The sequence below is a fragment of the Candidatus Magnetaquiglobus sp. genome, from assembly GCF_058402785.1.
This window is the reverse complement of the sequence record NZ_JBZVFG010000020.1, coordinates 1-16,400: the sequence shown is the minus strand read 5'-3', so window position 1 is coordinate 16,400 and position 16,400 is coordinate 1. Positions and strand designations below refer to the sequence as shown.

The 16,400-nt window shown below is 62.8% G+C and carries 14 protein-coding genes; 12 read left to right on the top strand and 2 right to left on the bottom strand.

Annotated elements, in window-relative coordinates:
- The first annotated feature begins 16 nt into the window (after positions 1–16).
- The 4 genes from ACV4UY_RS08540 to radA all read left to right on the top strand — a co-directional run bounded on the left by ACV4UY_RS08540 (position 17) and on the right by radA (position 3,479).
- The gene (locus ACV4UY_RS08540) at positions 17–595 is read left to right on the top strand and encodes a TerD family protein (protein ID WP_491607181.1); all 579 of its coding nucleotides are present in this window, start codon (positions 17–19) and stop codon (positions 593–595) included.
- A 118-nt stretch (positions 596–713) separates the two neighbouring features.
- Positions 714–1,571, top strand: coding sequence for a tellurite resistance TerB family protein (locus tag ACV4UY_RS08535; RefSeq protein WP_491607180.1), 858 nt, complete (start codon positions 714–716; stop codon positions 1,569–1,571).
- 13 nt (positions 1,572–1,584) lie between these two features.
- On the top strand, positions 1,585–2,109 hold the full coding sequence (locus ACV4UY_RS08530; protein ID WP_491607179.1) for a ClpXP protease specificity-enhancing factor SspB: 525 nt from the start codon (positions 1,585–1,587) through the stop codon (positions 2,107–2,109).
- 8 nt (positions 2,110–2,117) lie between these two features.
- A complete protein-coding gene (radA, locus tag ACV4UY_RS08525) occupies positions 2,118–3,479 on the top strand; it encodes a DNA repair protein RadA (RefSeq protein WP_491607178.1) in 1,362 nt (453 codons plus the stop codon).
- A 955-nt stretch (positions 3,480–4,434) separates the two neighbouring features.
- On the opposite strand, the gene metH is transcribed toward radA, so the two are convergent.
- On the bottom strand, positions 4,435–8,145 hold the full coding sequence (gene metH, locus ACV4UY_RS08520; RefSeq protein WP_491607177.1) for a methionine synthase: 3,711 nt from the start codon (positions 8,143–8,145) through the stop codon (positions 4,435–4,437).
- 203 nt (positions 8,146–8,348) lie between these two features.
- Between metH and ACV4UY_RS08515 the strand changes: the two genes are divergently transcribed.
- A complete protein-coding gene (locus ACV4UY_RS08515; RefSeq protein ID WP_491607176.1) occupies positions 8,349–8,843 on the top strand; it encodes a hypothetical protein in 495 nt (164 codons plus the stop codon).
- Between the two features lie 150 nt (positions 8,844–8,993).
- Here ACV4UY_RS08515 and pyrE read toward each other — a convergent pair whose 3' ends face one another.
- Positions 8,994–9,662, bottom strand: a complete 669-nt coding sequence (gene pyrE / locus ACV4UY_RS08510) for an orotate phosphoribosyltransferase (protein ID WP_491607175.1) — start codon at positions 9,660–9,662, stop codon at positions 8,994–8,996.
- Positions 9,663–9,717: 55 nt separating this feature from the next.
- Between pyrE and ACV4UY_RS08505 the strand changes: the two genes are divergently transcribed.
- From ACV4UY_RS08505 to asnB, 7 genes are all read left to right on the top strand, one after another.
- Positions 9,718–10,008, top strand: coding sequence for an FtsB family cell division protein (locus tag ACV4UY_RS08505; protein ID WP_420903432.1), 291 nt, complete (start codon positions 9,718–9,720; stop codon positions 10,006–10,008).
- Between the two features lie 110 nt (positions 10,009–10,118).
- Positions 10,119–11,234, top strand: a complete 1,116-nt coding sequence (locus ACV4UY_RS08500) for a TIGR03088 family PEP-CTERM/XrtA system glycosyltransferase (protein ID WP_491607174.1) — start codon at positions 10,119–10,121, stop codon at positions 11,232–11,234.
- Positions 11,235–11,342: 108 nt separating this feature from the next.
- The gene (locus tag ACV4UY_RS08495) at positions 11,343–11,882 is read left to right on the top strand and encodes a hypothetical protein (protein WP_491607173.1); all 540 of its coding nucleotides are present in this window, start codon (positions 11,343–11,345) and stop codon (positions 11,880–11,882) included.
- Positions 11,882–12,175 (top strand): HPr-rel-A system PqqD family peptide chaperone, encoded by a 294-nt coding sequence (locus tag ACV4UY_RS08490; RefSeq protein WP_491607172.1) that lies wholly within the window; start codon positions 11,882–11,884, stop codon positions 12,173–12,175. Before ACV4UY_RS08495 ends, ACV4UY_RS08490 begins: the two co-directional genes overlap by 1 nt.
- Positions 12,172–13,110, top strand: coding sequence for an HprK-related kinase A (locus tag ACV4UY_RS08485; protein ID WP_491607171.1), 939 nt, complete (start codon positions 12,172–12,174; stop codon positions 13,108–13,110). The genes ACV4UY_RS08490 and ACV4UY_RS08485 overlap by 4 nt, the downstream gene beginning before the upstream one ends.
- A gap of 96 nt (positions 13,111–13,206) precedes the next feature.
- The gene (locus ACV4UY_RS08480) at positions 13,207–14,334 is read left to right on the top strand and encodes a nucleotidyltransferase domain-containing protein (RefSeq protein ID WP_491607170.1); all 1,128 of its coding nucleotides are present in this window, start codon (positions 13,207–13,209) and stop codon (positions 14,332–14,334) included.
- Positions 14,309–16,207, top strand: coding sequence for an asparagine synthase (glutamine-hydrolyzing) (asnB, locus tag ACV4UY_RS08475; protein WP_491607169.1), 1,899 nt, complete (start codon positions 14,309–14,311; stop codon positions 16,205–16,207). Before ACV4UY_RS08480 ends, asnB begins: the two co-directional genes overlap by 26 nt.
- Positions 16,208–16,400 lie beyond the last annotated feature (193 nt).

Genomic DNA, 16,400 nt, shown 5'->3' with positions numbered 1-16,400 from the left:
CCTAAGGAGAGTTCCAATGCCCGTTTCCCTCACCAAAGGTGGCAATGTGTCGTTGTCCAAGGAGGCCCCCGGCATGAAGGCGGCCATGATCGGTCTGGGATGGGATGTCCGTTCCACCGATGGCCAGCCGTTTGACCTGGATGGGGTGGTCTTCATTCTGGGCGCCAACGGCAAGGTCCGTTCGGATGCCGATTTCGTTTTTTACAACAACGCCCAGGGCGCGGGCGGCGCGGTGCAGCACCAGGGCGACAACCGCACCGGCGCGGGCGAGGGAGATGACGAGCGTATCCTGATGAATCTCGAGGGGATCCCGGCGGACGTGGACAAGGTGGTGATCGCCGCCACCATCCACGAGGGCGAGAGCCGCCGGCAGAATTTCGGTCAGGTCAACAACGCCTACATGCGGGTGGTCAACGCCGAGGGTGGCGCCGAAATCGCCCGTTATGATCTTTCCGAGGACGCCTCCACCGAGGCGGCGATGATCTTCGGCGAGATCTACAAGCGCAACGGCGAATGGAAGTTCCGTGCCGTGGGACAGGGTTACGCCGGGGGTCTGGGGCCCCTGGCCAGAAGCTTCGGCGTGGACGTGGGTTGAGTTTCGCCGCGAACTCCCTTACAAAGTGTTCCAAGGGTTGGGTTGGGGCGCGTCTCCATCCCAACCCCTGGTTTCGTCCCATCCTTAATCACCGCACGCTCTTGGGGTTCGCACGCGCATGGTCACGCAAACGGATTGGAAGGAGAAGGGTCAACGGGCCATGGGCGCGGCCACCGATCTGGCCACCGGGTTGTTCAAGGGGTTGCAGAATATCGGTTCGCGGGTTCAGTCCGCCCAGTACCGGCCCATCGTCGAGGCCTTTTGTGCCTGGACCGGCCTGATGGCTGCCCAGCACGGCAAGTTGCAACGCACGGAGATCGAGGGATTTCGCAATTTCCTGTTGCAGAATACCCAGCACCCGGTCTTTGGCGGGTTCCCTCTCGAGGAGTTGATCGACAAGTTCCGCGACTACGCCATCAAGGCCTTCCTGGATGAGCGCGCGGTGTTCGATGCCGTGCTCCATCCGATCCCCCAGGATTCGGAAGAGGCCAAACTGATCGTCACCGGCTGTCTGAACGTCATCTACGCGGACGGACAGTGCGACGAAAACGAGCGGATGCTGCTGGAGCAGCTGGCCCAGCGCCTGGCGGTCAACACCGAGGTGCTGGCTCGGCGCATGGGGATCATCCTGCCGCCCCCGGTGCATGCCGCCCCTTTCCTGTCCGCGCCTTCGCCCTTCCAGGCGGCTCCGCAGGCCGCGCCGTACCAGCAGGCCGCCCCCGCATCGTACCAGTCCGCGCCTTCGCCCTTCCAGGCGGCTCCGCAGGCCGCGCCGTACCAGCAGTCCGCCCCCCCGCCGGTTCAGTCCGAGCCTTCGCCCTTCCAGGCGGCTCCGCAGGCCGCGCCGTACCAGCAGGCCGCCCCCCCGCCGGTTCAGGCCGCCCCGACCGCCGTGCGTTCCTCCGGGAGGGAGCCTTGTTCGTTGTGTCAGGGCAAGGGGTGTGTTTTCTGCAATCAAACCGGATTCAAGGGGTGAGTGGAGGGGTGCCATGGAGAGTGCCAGCGCCGCTCAGAAGGCTGAGCTTGTCCGTCTGATTCTCGAGTCCGAGGGGCGTGTCATGCTCTGTCTGGATGCCACCTGGCCCGGTGTGGCCGTGCCCAGGCGGTTCGCTTCGGACACCGGTTTGCGTCTGATCCTCAACCGTACCATGCCGCAACCGATTCACATCGGTCCCGAGGGGATCGAATCCGAGTTGCGTTTCGGGGGAATTCCGCATTACTGCGTGGTTCCGTATGATGCGTTGTGGGGTGCGTTCAATCCCGACAGTCGCCATGGCATGTTCTGGGCCGACTCCATGCCCGAGGAGATCCGAGTTCGGCATGGCATGGAGGAGTCGATGGTGCGGTTGCCGGAAGGGGTGGTTCTGTCCACCCCGATCGAGCCTCCGGAGCCGCCGACCCCGGCGCGAGGCGAGCGGGTGGCCTTGCGGGTGATCGATGGGGATGGTGCGGCGGCTCCGTCTTCCGAAACGACCACCAAGCGGCCCAGGCCCAACTTGCGGGTCGTGTCGTAGCCCTTGTCATGAGCCGAGAAAAACAACGTTTTGTCTGCGAATCCTGCGGTGCCGATTTCGGGCGTTGGGAGGGAAAGTGTCTCTCCTGCGGCGCCTGGAACACCCTCAAGGCCTTCACGGTCGATCCCTCCGCGCCCAAGCGTGCGCATGTTCATTCCGCCGCTCCCGTCTCCAGGCCCTTGCCGCTTTCGGCCATCGAAGGGGATGCCCGTGTTCGTCTGAACACCGGTGTGGCCGAACTCGATCGGGCTCTGGGGGGCGGGTTGACTCCCGGATCGGCGGTGTTGCTGGCCGGGGATCCGGGCATCGGCAAATCCACCCTGCTCATGACCGCTCTGTCCGCTCTGTCCGAGCAGGGTGGGGTATTGTATGTTTCGGGCGAGGAGTCTCCCCAGCAGATCCGTCAGAGGGGCGAGCGGCTTGGCATTGCCGGGGACCGGTTGCTGGTGCTCATGGAGAACCGGCTGGAAGCGACCCTCGATGCGGTTTCCGCCTGCGAACCGCGTGTATTGGCCGTGGATTCGATTCAGACCCTGGCCACGGATGCCGTGCCTTCCGGTGCCGGTTCGGTCTCCCAGGTGCGTGAGTGTGCGGCGCGGTTGATTCAGTTGGCCAAGCAGCGTGGCATGGCTTTGTTTCTGGTCGGTCACGTCACCAAGGATGGTCAGATCGCTGGTCCGCGGGTGTTGGAGCACATGGTGGACACGGTGCTTTATTTCGAGGGGGAGCGTGGTCACGACTACCGTATTTTGCGGGCGATCAAGAACCGTTTCGGTCCGGCCAACGAGATTGGCGTGTTCGAGATGCGCGAGCGTGGTTTGGTGGAGGTTTCCAACCCTTCCGAGTTGTTTTTGCCGGATCGCGGTGTGGGGTCGCCGGGTGGGGTGGTGTTTGCCGGCATGGAGGGAACCCGTCCGTTGTTGGTGGAGATTCAATCACTGGCCGCAGCTTCGCTCATGGCCCAGCCCAGGCGTGCGACGTTGGGGTTTGATCCCAACCGGTTGGCGATGTTGGCGGCTGTTCTCGAGAAGCGGCTCGGGTTGGGGTTGTTCAACCATGATTTGTTTTTGAACGTGGCCGGAGGGTTTCGCATCAGCGAGCCGGCGGCGGATCTGGCGGTGGCGGCATCGTTGTACGCCTCGTATCGCAATCGGGCGTTGGATCCGGGGTTGGTGATTTTTGGTGAGGTGGGGTTGGGTGGCGAGGTGCGGGCGGTATCGCATGTGGGGCCGAGGTTGAGGGAGGCGGACAAGTTGGGGTTCACCCGTTGTCTGGTGCCGGCGCAGAGTGTGAAGAGTTTGCCGAAATCGCTCAATCTGGAGGTGCGGCCCGTGGCGACGTTGGGGGAGATGGTGGAGCAGTTGGGATAGAAGACAAGTCATCAAGGAGGACAGGAGGCGATTATCGCCCCCGGCGGAGGTCCGGAGGCAGAGCCTCCGGTAGGGTGTGGGACGAAGTCCCACGATTTTGTTTTTGACTTTGTTTTTGATTTTCGCGCGTTTTACACGACAAGCGATTTTGCGCGATTAAACCGTGGAACTCCCGTAAGGGAGGTCCACGGTTGGGGGGCGAGGGGGCTCCCCCCATCCTGCAAGTTTGCGAAAAATCGCGCAGCGCGCGCGTTTCATGTGCCCCCTCCGTTGCCCGTCAGGGCAAGGAGGGGGCACATGAAACGCGGCGGGATAGACTCCTCCGGCGGCCAGTTCTGGCAAGGGTCACGGGAGTTGGTTTTGCAAAAATCGCAAAACCAACTCCCGTGACCAAGGCAGCGCGCAGCGTTTTTTCGCCAAAGGCGCGAAAAAACGCTTTTTTGTTGTTTTTGATTTTCGCGCGTTTTACACGACAAGCGATTTTGCGCGATTAAACCGTGGAACTCCCGTAAGGGAGGTCCACGGTTGGGGGGCGAGGGGGCTCCCCCCATCCTGCAAGTTTGCGAAAAATCGCGCAGCGCGCGCGTTTCATGTGCCCCCTCCGTTGCCCGTCAGGGCAAGGAGGGGGCACATGAAACGCGGCGGGATAGACTCCTCCGGCGGCCAGTTCTGGCAAGGGTCACGGGAGTTGGTTTTGCAAAAATCGCAAAACCAACTCCCGTGACCAAGGCAGCGCGCAGCGTTTTTTCGCCAAAGGCGCGAAAAAACGCTTTTTTGTAGAGCGCGCCAAAGTCAAAAGCAAAGAGTCAGAACCAAAACCTCGGAGGCTCTGCCTCCGAACCTCCGCCGGGGACCTTCGGCCCCCGGTCCCCCGTGACGGTTTTTCGGGGACCTTCGGTCCCCGGTCCCCCGTGACGATTTTTCGGGGACCTTTGGTCCCCGGTCCTCACGGTTGTTACGTCGCATACCCGAGATGATTCACCAATCGCATCTCAAGAACCTCCACCGACTCATTCCCAAACCGCGCCAACTCAGCCACCTGCTCCCGATCCAACCCGTCCACCCGCAAATAACGCGCCTGCGGATGGGCCAGATAAAATCCAGCCACCGCTGCCGCCGGATGCATGGCAAAACTCTCGGTCAACCGCATCCCGGTCACCGCACCCACATCCAACAAATCGAAAATCACCCGCTTCTGAGCATGATCCGGACAGGCCGGATAGCCCGGCGCAGGCCGAATTCCTTGATACCGCTCGCGAATCAAAGCCTCGCTGTCCATCGGCTCACCCGCGGCATACCCCCAGAATTCACGCCGTACCCGCCAGTGCAACTGCTCGGCAAACGCCTCGGCCAACCGGTCCGCCAACGCCTTGAGCATGATCACCTCAAAATCATCCCCTCGCGCCTCAAGTTCCACCACAGCCTCGTCCAATCCCAACCCGGCAGTTACCGCGAACATCCCCAAGGCATCCTCCAAACCAGTCGATAACGGCGCGATGAAGTCGGCCAACGACAAACAAGGCTGACCCTCGGGCCGATCGGCCTGCTGACGCGGCCACCGCAACCTGGCCAACACCGCGTCCGGGAAACCGGCATGCGGACGGATCACCACCTCCTCACCCTCCAGAGCATTGGCGCGGAAAATCCCGAATACACCCCTGGCCCGCAAAATCCCTTGGGCCAAAATCCGCTCCAGGGTGCGCTGCGCCTCCTCGAACAATCGTCGCGCCTCGGCACCTCGCTCCGGATGGTTCAAAATCTCCGGAAAACGACCGTTCAAACCCCAGGTCTGAAAGAATGGAGTCCAGTCGATGAAGGGAACCAAAGCCTCCAACGACTGCCCGTCGATCACCCGGATGCCGAGAAAACGAGGTGGAACAGGCGGTTGGACTGACCAGTCAACAACCAGTCGCCGGGCACGAGCCTCGGCGAGGGGAAGTGGCGGACGCTGACTTTTCTTTAATTGATATTGGGCGCGCAAATGGGCATGTTGGGCGGTGATTTCGGCACTGAATGGCCCTTTTTTGTCGTCATGGAGCAGTTTGGCGGCGGTTGAGGCCGCCTGGGAGGCATCACGGGCCTGAACGACCACCCCGGAATAATGGGGCGCGATCTTGACCGCGGTGTGCAACGGCGAGGTGGTGGCACCACCCACCATCAGCGGCAGGGTCATGCCACGCCGCTCCATTTCGGCGGCGACCAGGGCCATTTGTTCCAAAGAGGGGGTGATCAGACCCGACAGACCGACAATATCCACCCCTTCGGCCTGGGCACGATCCAGAATCACCTCGCCAGGCACCATCACCCCGGCATCGATCACCTCGTAGTGGTTGCATTGCAAGACCACCTTGACGATGTTCTTGCCGATGTCGTGGACATCGCCCTTGACCGTGGCCAAAAGGATTTTCCCCTTGGCCGAGGGGCTCCCCGCGCCGGCCAGCCGGGTGGCTTCGATGTAGGGGGTGAGCTGGGCCACCGCCTTTTTCATCACCCGCGCACTCTTGACCACCTGGGGCAGAAACATCTGCCCCGCGCCGAACAACTCGCCGACCTGATTCATGCCGGCCATGAGCGGACCCTCGACCACGGCCAACGGATCGCTGGCCGCCAGACGGGCCTCCTCGACATCGGCGTCGATGAAGGCGTCGATCCCCTTGACCATGGCATGGACCAGCCGTTCATGCACCGGCAGACCGCGCCAGCTCTGCTCCTCGCTTTTTTCGCGGACGCCGGGTTGCTGATCCTTCAGGGATTGGGCGGTCTCCAACAGCCGTTCGGCGGCATCCTCGCGCCGGGCGAGGATCAGATCCTCGATCTGCTCGCGCAGCACGGGTGCGATCTCGGCGTAAATGGCCAGCTGCCCGGCGTTCACGATCCCCATGTCGAGTCCGGCGGATACCGCGTGGTAAAGAAATACCGCGTGCATCGCCTCGCGAATCGCGTCGTTGCCCCGGAACGAAAAGGATACGTTGCTCACCCCACCGCTGGTGAGCACGCCGGGCATGTCGGCCTTGATGCGCCGCACCGCCTCGATGAAGTCGATGGCATAGCGGTCATGTGCGGCGATGCCGGTGCCGACCGCGAAGATGTTGGCGTCGAAGATGATCTCCTCGGGTCGGAAACCGGCCTTTTGGATGAGCAGATCATGGGCGCGCCGACAGATGGCGACGCGCCGTTCCAGGGTGTCGGCCTGCCCCTCCTCGTCGAAAGCCATCACCACCGCCGCCGCGCCATACCGCCTGGTGAGCCGGGCGTGTTCCAAAAACGCCGCCTCGCCCTCCTTCAGGCTCAGGGAGTTGACGATCCCACGGCCCTGAAGACACTGCAAACCCGCCTCGATCGCCTCCCAGCGCGACGAGTCGATCATCACCGGCACGCGGCTGATCTCCGGCTCGGCGGCCAGCCGGTTGAGAAACCGGGTCATGGCCGCCGGCGCGTCGAGCATGGCGTCATCCATGTTGATATCGATGATCTGGGCGCCATCCTCCACCTGCTGGCGTGCCACCTCGATGGCCTCCTCGTCGTTGCCGTCGCGGATCAGCCGCGCGAACTTGCGCGATCCGGAGACGTTGGTGCGCTCGCCGACATTCACGAACAGCGATTCCTTGGCGCCGATCTCCAGGGGTTCGAGCCCCGAAAGCCGGCAGAGTCCGCTCGACCGGGCCGGAATCCGCGGCGGCAGGTCGCGCACCGCCTCGGCGATGGCGCGAATGAAGGCCGGCGTGGTGCCGCAACAGCCACCGGCGATGTTCACGAGCCCCTGTTGCGCGAAGTCGCGGATGATCGCCGCCATGGCCTCCGGGGTTTCGTCGTAGCCGCCCAGTTCGTTGGGAAGGCCGGCATTGGGGTGCACCGAGATCAACGCCTCCGAGGCGCGCGCCAGATTGGCCAGGTGGGGACGCAGCTGCTCGGCCCCCAGGGCGCAGTTGAGCCCCATGGTCAACGGGTTGGCATGGGCGGTGGCATGCACGAAGGCTTCGATGGTCTGACCGGAGAGAATCCGTCCACTGCGATCCGAAATGGTGCCGGAGATCATGATCGGCAAAGGATCGGGGCGACTCTCGTTGAAGGCGAGAATCGCGAAAAGCGCGGCCTTGCAGTTCAAGGCATCGAACACCGTCTCCACCATCAAGGCATCCGCCCCGCCATCCACCAAACCCCGGATCGCGGTGGTGTAGACATCCACCAGCGCAGCGAAGGTGACGTTGCGATAGCCTGGCTGGTTCACATCCGGCGAGATCGAGGCGGTGCGGTTGGTCGGACCCAGGATGCCGGCCACGAAACGCGGGCGTTCGGGTGTGGTCTGGGTGATCCGGTCCGCCGCCGCCCGTGCCACCCGCGCGGCGTGCAGATTGATCTCGTAGGCCAGCTCGGGCATGCCGTAATCGGCCAGGGATATGGCATTGGCGTTGAACGAGTTGGTCTCGATCAGATCCGCCCCGGCCTCCAGATAGGCGGCATGGATCCCCTGGATCACATCCGGGCGGGTCAGACAGAGCAGGTCGTTGTTCCCCTTGAGTTCGCCAGGATGGGAGGCGAATCGAGCCCCGCGAAAGTCGGCTTCGGTCAGGTCGTGCCCCTGGATCATCGTGCCCATGGCGCCATCCAGCACCAGGATGCGCTCTTTGAGCTGTTGGCCCAGAAGCGTGGATCGGTTCGTGGTCATGCGAGTTCCTTTTTTCGTTTTTTGATGATCTGGACCTTGTGAAAGAAGCATCTTTCTATCATGATAGGAGAGTCCCCGCCAGTCCTCACCCCCTCGGTCGGGCTGGGGGACTTCCAAACGTGCGTTGCTTGTCACTCTTTCGCATCAACTCAATCATTCCGATCCCGACAGGCTCGACGCAGAATCAACAGGAGGTCGATGGCATGCGGTTTTCCCGAATTTTCGCGACAACGGTGATGGCTTTGCTGGTCTTGGCGGTTCCGGGCGCGGAAAGCTCCTATAAGGAGGTCTACAAGAGCGGACGCTACACGGTTCGCAAGGTCGAAGGCACCTGCAAACTCGAGATCCTCCTCGCCAAGAACGAAAAGGATCATCAGGCGATTCTGGCCCTGTTTCCCTCCGAGGACTACTACGGCGAACTGTTCACCGAGCGCGAAAAGATCGGTCTGGCCCGCGACAAGGTTCTGATCTCCTTCGACAGCAGCAAACCACGCAGCATCCCCTTCGTCCCCGATGCCGATGCCAAGGACAGCTTCTGGCGCTGGCAATACCTGGAAGATACCCAGGAACTGCTCGCCATGATCCAAAAACGTGGCGAAATGCGCGTCAGCTTCTCCAATGGCACCAAAACTTTCGAATACGTCGTGCCCCTCAAGGGCAGTGGCAAGGCCGTGGCCGCGCTGCGCGGTTGCCGATAAGCGCCGTTCTCCACCCCGTTTCCGGGAGTCCGTGCGTCGCCATCCCGGACCCCCCGACCGTGGCCGGACCTGCCGGGTCATACGCCCCGTTTCCGGGAGTCCGTGCGTCGCCATCCCGGACCCCCCCCGACCGTGGCCGGACCTGCCGGGTCACACGCCCCAGAGCGCCCGATACCCCTGGATGGCCTCCAGATTTCCGGCCTGCGTCGCATCCCGGGCGAGCCATCCGATCAGATCCTCCAGCCGGGCGATGGCGATCACCGGTACGGCGTGGGTGGCCTGGATCTCCTGGGTGGCGCTGGTGGTTCCCGTGCCGCGCTCCTGGCGATCCAACGCGATCACCACCCCGGCCAGGGTTGCTCCGGCCTTTTGGATCCATTCGACCGATTCGCGAATCGAGGTGCCGGCGCTGATCACGTCATCGATCACCACGACCCGGCCCCGGAGCGGCGCGCCGATCAGGTTGCCCCCCTCGCCGTGGTCCTTGATCTCCTTGCGGTTGTAGGCAAAGGGGAGATTCAGCCCATGATCGCGGCTCAAGGCGATCGTCGTGGTCGCGGCCAGGGGAATCCCCTTGTAGGCCGGTCCGAACAGCATGTCGAAATCCAACCCGGAGGCGACCAGCGTGTCGGCATAAAAGCTCCCAAGACGGGAGAGCCGTTCGCCGTCGTGAAAAAGTCCGGCATTGAAGAAATAGGGGCTCGAACGACCGGCCTTGGTTTGAAAGGTGCCGAACCGCAACACCTCGGCCTGGATGGCGAAGGTCAAAAACCGTTCCGCCAGGGTGGATGGTGCGGGTGAGTCCGGTTGCATGGTCATGGCGAGGATCCATCGGCAAGATTGAAATGGGCAAAAAACCGGGAGAGTGTACGGCATGAACGAGGGAACTTCCAAGGGGGTGTTGATCGGTCTGGCGCTTTTGGTGGCCAATGCCTGGGCCCAGTATCTGTTGTGGTTCGGCGAGCAGGGTCTGATCCGGTGGCGGCATACGGAGAAGGAGTTGATGGCCGTGCGTGCCGAGGTTGGCGAGGTGGAGAACCGCATTCACGAACTCAAGGAGGAGATCCGGTTGTTGGAAAAGGATCCGTCCGCGGTCGAGGGGGTGGCCCGGCGTGATCTGGGACTGGTCTATCCGGACGAGATCATCTTCATCCTGCCGAATTGACGCGGTACGGGTTCGAAAGAGGAAAACGGTCGCGCGACCAGAATCATGGACCTGGACCCCGCATGTCTGCTCCTGAAACTCGACAAACCGGGGAGTCTGAATCGTTACCCATGTTGATCGCCCATCTGATCCATCGCCTCGACATCGGTGGCCTGGAAAAGGTCGTGGCCGATCTGGTCAACCATCTGCCCCACGATCGGTTCGACCACGCGGTGATCAGCCTGACCGAAATCACCGCGTTCAAAGAGAGACTCCACCATCCGCGCGTCACCTTTCATGCCCTGGGCAAGCGGCGCGGTCAGGATCCTGCGGTCTGGTGGCGCTATTGGAAACTGTTGCGACAGCTCAAGCCCGATCTCGTGCATGCCTGCAATCTGGCCACCCTCGAGGCCGCCATCCCGACCCGACTGGCCGGGGTCAAACGGTTCATCCACGCCGAACATGGCCGCGACAGCCACGACCCGGATGGCACCAAACGCAAATATCTGCTGCTGCGACGCTTTCTGATCCCCTGGGTGGATGGTTTCGTGCCGGTCTCCCGCGACCTGCACGAATGGATGCTCCATACCGTGCATATCCCGCCGGAGAAGATCCATCCGATCGTCAACGGCGTTCGGCTTCCGCCGGTTCCCAACCGGTCACGCCCCGGCCCCGATCCGAACCGACCGTTCACCATCGGTCATGTCGGGCGTCAGTGGCCCATCAAGGATCCGCTCAACCTGATCGAAGCCTTTTTCCAGTTGCGCCGGTCTTATCCGGAGACTCCGCTTCGCTTGATCCTGGTGGGCGACGGACCGGAACGACCGGCCATCGAGGCGCGCATCGCCGAGTATCGCCTCGCGGATACGGTTCATCTGGCGGGTTGGCAGAACGATGTCACACCATTCTGGGAGCGGTTCGATCTGTTCGTGCTCCCTTCCAGGGCCGAGGGAACCCCGCTCACCATTCTTGAGGCCATGGCCCAGTCCCTGCCGGTGGTGGCCACCCGCGTCGGCGGGGTGGGGGATCTGGTGGTGGACGGTCAAACCGGTCGGCTCGTGCCCCGCAACGATCCAGGCGCGTTGGCGGATGCGATCGGGGCGTATCTCTTCGATCCGGCCCGCCGTGCGATGCATGGCGCCGCCGGACGGGAACGGGTGGCGGCCCGTTTTTCCCAGGAGCGGATGATCGCCGCCTATCTGGCACTGTTTTTGGGTGTTTCGGTTACGAAAGATCAAGAATTTTGACAATTCTCTTTTTGATTTTTGACGTGAGAATGGCTATCCTGCCAAAATCCGATCCAAGATCCCGGCATTCATGAACAGCTCTGTCCGCGAGGGCAGGAGAGATCGAGCATGACCCCATCTTCCGACGCAACGCCACCGATCCCGCAACCCGACGGCACGCAGTCCGACGCGACGACGGAGCGTTCCGTCGCGCCCCAGGACGCACGGCGCCGGCGGTTGCTCAAGGGGTTGATCGGCGTCGGCACGGCGGTTCCGATGATCTTCACCCTGCAACGCAGCGGACGCGCGGCCTTTTTCGGCAGCAATCAGGCCTGTTTGAACGACATGCCCGATGCCAGCACCAGTGGCGATCCATGCCAGGCCACCGCGGACGACAAGGTGCGTCAGAATCGCAACTCTTTTCCCAATTACAGTGCACACAGCAATCCAGGGGACGCTCCAAATTACACCCTGACCGGCGTGGCCACGCCCAACGATGCCGATCAGTGTCTGGTCTACTTTCATCCGGATCTCGGCTGGTACACCACGGAAGATTCCGGCTACTATGGTCGGAATCAAGGCGGTTACAAGGTGATGACCCACAGTTGCTGGTCTTCCCTGCACAACACGCCCGGCGCGAAGGGTGATGCGACGGGACATCCTTTCTAATGACCATCTCCTTGGCCAATCCTGGGCGCTGGGTGGCGCGCGACGCCGAGCCCTGGCTTTTGGAGCGGTTCGGCGAAAGTCACGTTCTTTTCAACACCGCTTCCAACGACACCCATGTTCTCAATGCGTTGGCCATCGCCACGCTCGAGGCGTTGCGAGGGGCGCCGGCCACGCTTGCCGAGTTGTTCGACCGTCTTGATCTCGATTCCGACGATGCCGAGGTTGCCCAGGCCTATCCGCGTCTGTTGCGCGAGTTGGACCTGCTCGGACTGATCCAGCCCGTGGACGCATGAGGATTGGCGATTCGACCTTGCCGGAGCTGATGCGTCGTGCGCGCGGGTCCGGTCTGATCTGGCGGGTTGGTCCGTTTTTCGTGCGGTTGCGGAGTCGATCCGAGTCGTTCCTGGCGCTTTTTCGAACGTTGTATGCCGATCATCGGTTGTGCGAGGCGGATTGTGGCGAGGTGGTCGAGTTTCACATCGAACTGCGTCAGGATCGTTTCTTGCGGCGGTGGTGGCATCCACGGGTATTTTTCGATCTGGATGGTCCCACCGAGTTGTTGCCCTTTCCGTTGGATCATGCGTTTCCGTTGTTCGAATGGGGTTTCAATTTCGGCATCGCCTCCCGTGCCAACCGTTATTTGATGTTGCATGCCGGGGTGGTGGCGCGTGGGGATCGGGCTTTGATCTTGCCCGCGCTGCCCGGATCGGGCAAGAGCACCTTGTGTGCGGCGTTGGTGGCGCGAGGTTGGCGGTTGTTGTCGGACGAGTTTGGATTGGTGGAGCCGGAGCGCGGGTTCATGCAGCCGCTTCCCCGACCGATCGCCTTGAAGAACGAGTCGATTGATGTGATGCGTAAGTTTGCGCCTGGGGCGGTGATGGGTCCGGTGTTTCCCAAGACCCGCAAGGGGCGTGTGGCGCACATGAAGCCGCCGCTGGAGAGCGTGCGGGCTGAGGAGTCGTTGGCCTGTCCGGCGTGGGTGGTGACGCCCAAGTTTCGGCGTGGAGCGGCTTTGAGTTTGGATGCCATGGGTGAGGATCATGGTTTCATGCGTTTGGCCGGGCATTCGTTCAATTATGAAATGATGGGAGAGCGTGGGTTTCGGGAGGTGGTGCGCATGACGAGGCGGTGTCGGTTTTTTGAATTGACCTTTGGGGATCTTGGAGAAGCGGTGGATTGTCTGGAGAGGTTGGTGGAGGGGCAGGGGGAGAGTCGGGTGTTGGTTTGACGGTCGCAGGGACAGGGGATTGCAAGCTCCCCCTGTCTCCTGCAACCGTTCCATTCACCACCCCCCCCACTCCTCACACGCTCTCCAGACTCAGGCATGCCACATCCTCCTCCCGACACGCCGGCCACCTGGCTCCTGACCGCCTGGCTCACCCCCACCACCCTCCCGGCCATGCCCTCGGCCCGCCAGGAGGTCATCCTGCGCCTGGCACGCACCAACGGGATTCTCGCCGCGCTCGAAAAACGGCTGGAACGAGCCCGCTGCCTCGATCAACTGACCCCCCGTATCCAATCCATCCTCGAAGGGGCACGCATGGTCGCCCTGGATCGGGAACGGTCGATCCGCTGGGAGGTGGGACGCATCCAACGGGCCTTCTTCGGCACCGGACTGCCGGTGATCCTGCTCAAGGGGGCGGCCTACCACATGCGGAACCTTCCGTTCGCCGAAGGCCGCTTGACCGGTGACGTGGATCTGCTGCTTCCCCGCCAGGACCTTCCCATGGCCGAACAGACCCTGAAAGCCTGGGGCTGGATGACCGCACTGCCGGATGATTACGATCAACGCTACTACCGGGAGTGGATGCACGAACTCCCCCCCATGCGCCATCGCGACCGGTTGAGCGAACTCGATCTCCATCACGCCATCCTGCCGCGCACCGGACGACTGGTGACCGACTCGACCCCCCTGCTCGAGAACGTCCAAGAGGTGGCTGGCCATCCGGGGATCTGGACGCTGGCCCCGGCGGACATGCTCCTGCACGCTGCGGTGCATCTGTTTCATGATGGCGCTTTCGAACGCATGGCCCTGCGGGATCTGTTCGACCTGGATGGCATGCTGCGCCACTTTGGGGATCGGCCCGGCTTCTGGGAGGCGCTGCTGGAACGGGCCGAACGACTCAACCTGATCCGGCCCCTGGATCACGCCCTGTGGAGCTGCATGCGCTGGTGCAATAGCCCGGTCCCGGAGACGACACACCGCGAACTCGCGAAAAAGAGCAACACCCCACTCCACGCGCGTTTCATGCGCAACTATTTGATTCCGACCGTGATTCTGCCCAAACACCCCGACCAGCGCGGCCCCGATCCCCGGATCGCCGTGGCCGCCTGGCTGCTCTACACCCGTTCCCACTGGCTGCGCATGCCGATGAACCTGTTGATTCCCCATCTGACGCGCAAATGGACCCGGAGATGGTCGTTCCATGTGTGGCATCGTCGGACTGTTTGATCTGAATGGGACGCGGCGTCCGGATCCGGCGCGTCTCGAACGCCTGAACGACGCCCAGAGTCATCGCGGACCGGACGGCGCGGGCCGGATGATCGCGCCGGGTGTGGGGTTGGCCCACCGACGCCTGGCGATCATCGATCTGGCCGGCGGGGATCAGCCGATCGGCAACGAGGATGGCACGGCGTGGCTGGTGTTCAATGGCGAGATCTACAATTTTCTCGAGTTGCGCCAGGAGCTGGTCGAACTGGGTCACCGGTTCAAGACCCGCTCGGACTCCGAGGTGATCCTGCACGCCTGGGAGTCGTGGGGAAGCGACTGCGTGTCGCGCTTGAGCGGCATGTTCGCCTTCGCGATCTGGGATGAACAGGCGCGCGGACTCTTTTTGGCCCGCGACCGGCTGGGCATGAAGCCGCTTTATTACACACGGCATGCCGATGGCTGGCTGGGATTCGCCTCGGAGCTGGGGGGGATCGTGGCCGCGGACGAGATGACGCGACCCTGGTCGATCCAGGCGCTGGAGAGCTACTGTGCCCTCGGCTACGTGCCGGATCCGCTCACCATCCATCCCGATATCCATAAACTCCCGCCAGCCCACCATTTGTGGGTGCCGCGCGGGGGTGCCGGTGTTCCGGAACCATCCTGCTACTGGCGACCGCGCTTCGAGGTCGAACAGCCGCCGCGCGATCTGGACGCCGCCGCCGGGGAACTGCGCGAACGACTCGCCGCAGCGGTCAAAAGCCACCTGATCGCCGATGTGCCGGTGGCGACTTTCCTGTCCGGTGGACTGGACTCCTCGGCGGTCGCGGCCCTGATGGCCCGTTACACCCCGGATCCCCCGGAAGCCTGCACCGTCTCCTTCGCCGACCGCGACCACGACGAGAGCCGCCATGCGGCCCTCGTCGCCACCCGCCACGGTCTGCGCCATCATGTGGAGCGGGCCGATCCGGAACGGTTCGATCTGCTCGAAAGCCTGGCACGCCACTACGGCGAACCGTTCGGCGATCCGTCGGCCCTGCCGACCTGGCTGGTCTGCGGCATGGCGCGACAACATGCCAAGGTGGTGCTTTCCGGCGACGGCGGGGATGAGAATCTGGCCGGATACAGCCGCCATCGCGCCCTGCTCGCCGAGGAGCGGCTGCGCGGAACGGTGCCGGAGATGCTCAGACGGATTCTGTTCGGCTGGCCGGGGCGCTGGTATCCGAAACTCGATCGGGCCCCACGTTGGCTCCGGGCACGCAACACCTTGCGCTCGCTCGGCGGGAATTGGATCGACGCGGCCCTGCAAGCGGTCGAAATCATGCCGATCGAGGTCCGCCAGGGTCTCTATACCGATCGGGCCCGACGCGAATTGCAGGGATTCGAAACCCGCGAGATCTGGCGCGCCTACGCGACGGATGCGCCGGAACACCCCCTGTCACGCTTGCAGGCTCTGGATCTCAAGGGGTTTCTGGCCGGTCGGGTGCTCGTGAAGGTGGATCGCGCCAGCATGGCCCATGGCCTGGAAGTGCGCGCTCCGCTGCTCGATTACCAGCTGGTGGAGTGGCTCGCCGGGCTGCCGCCGGACTGGAAACTACATCAAGGAATTGGAAAATATCTCCTCAAACAGGCCATGCAACCCGTGCTGCCCGCAGAGATCCTCTGGCGCCCCAAACAGGGGTTCAACCTGCCGCTCGTGACCTGGACGCGGGGTCCGCTGGCGGGTCGGTTGCGGGATCCGGCTTTTGTGAAGACCCTCGCCGCCACCGGCTGGTTCGAACCTGGGGCGGTCACACGGATGATCGATCGCCATCTGGCCGGGAGACGGGATTTTTCCGCCGCGCTGTGGGCGTTGTGGATGTTGGCGGCATCCGCGCGACAGGCGGGTATGCGATAAACGTGCAGGATGGGGGGAAAGCCTCCGTACCTCCCCACCGTGGGAGTCGCTTCGGGTGATCCGCGGGAAAAAACCACACCGTTCAAAATCCTGGTTGCATGGGTCGCGCATGCTTGACATGATGATTCCACGTCGGGATGTATTGCTTCTCTTCGACATGGAGATTTGATAAGATTGCGTTAGCTCCACTTTG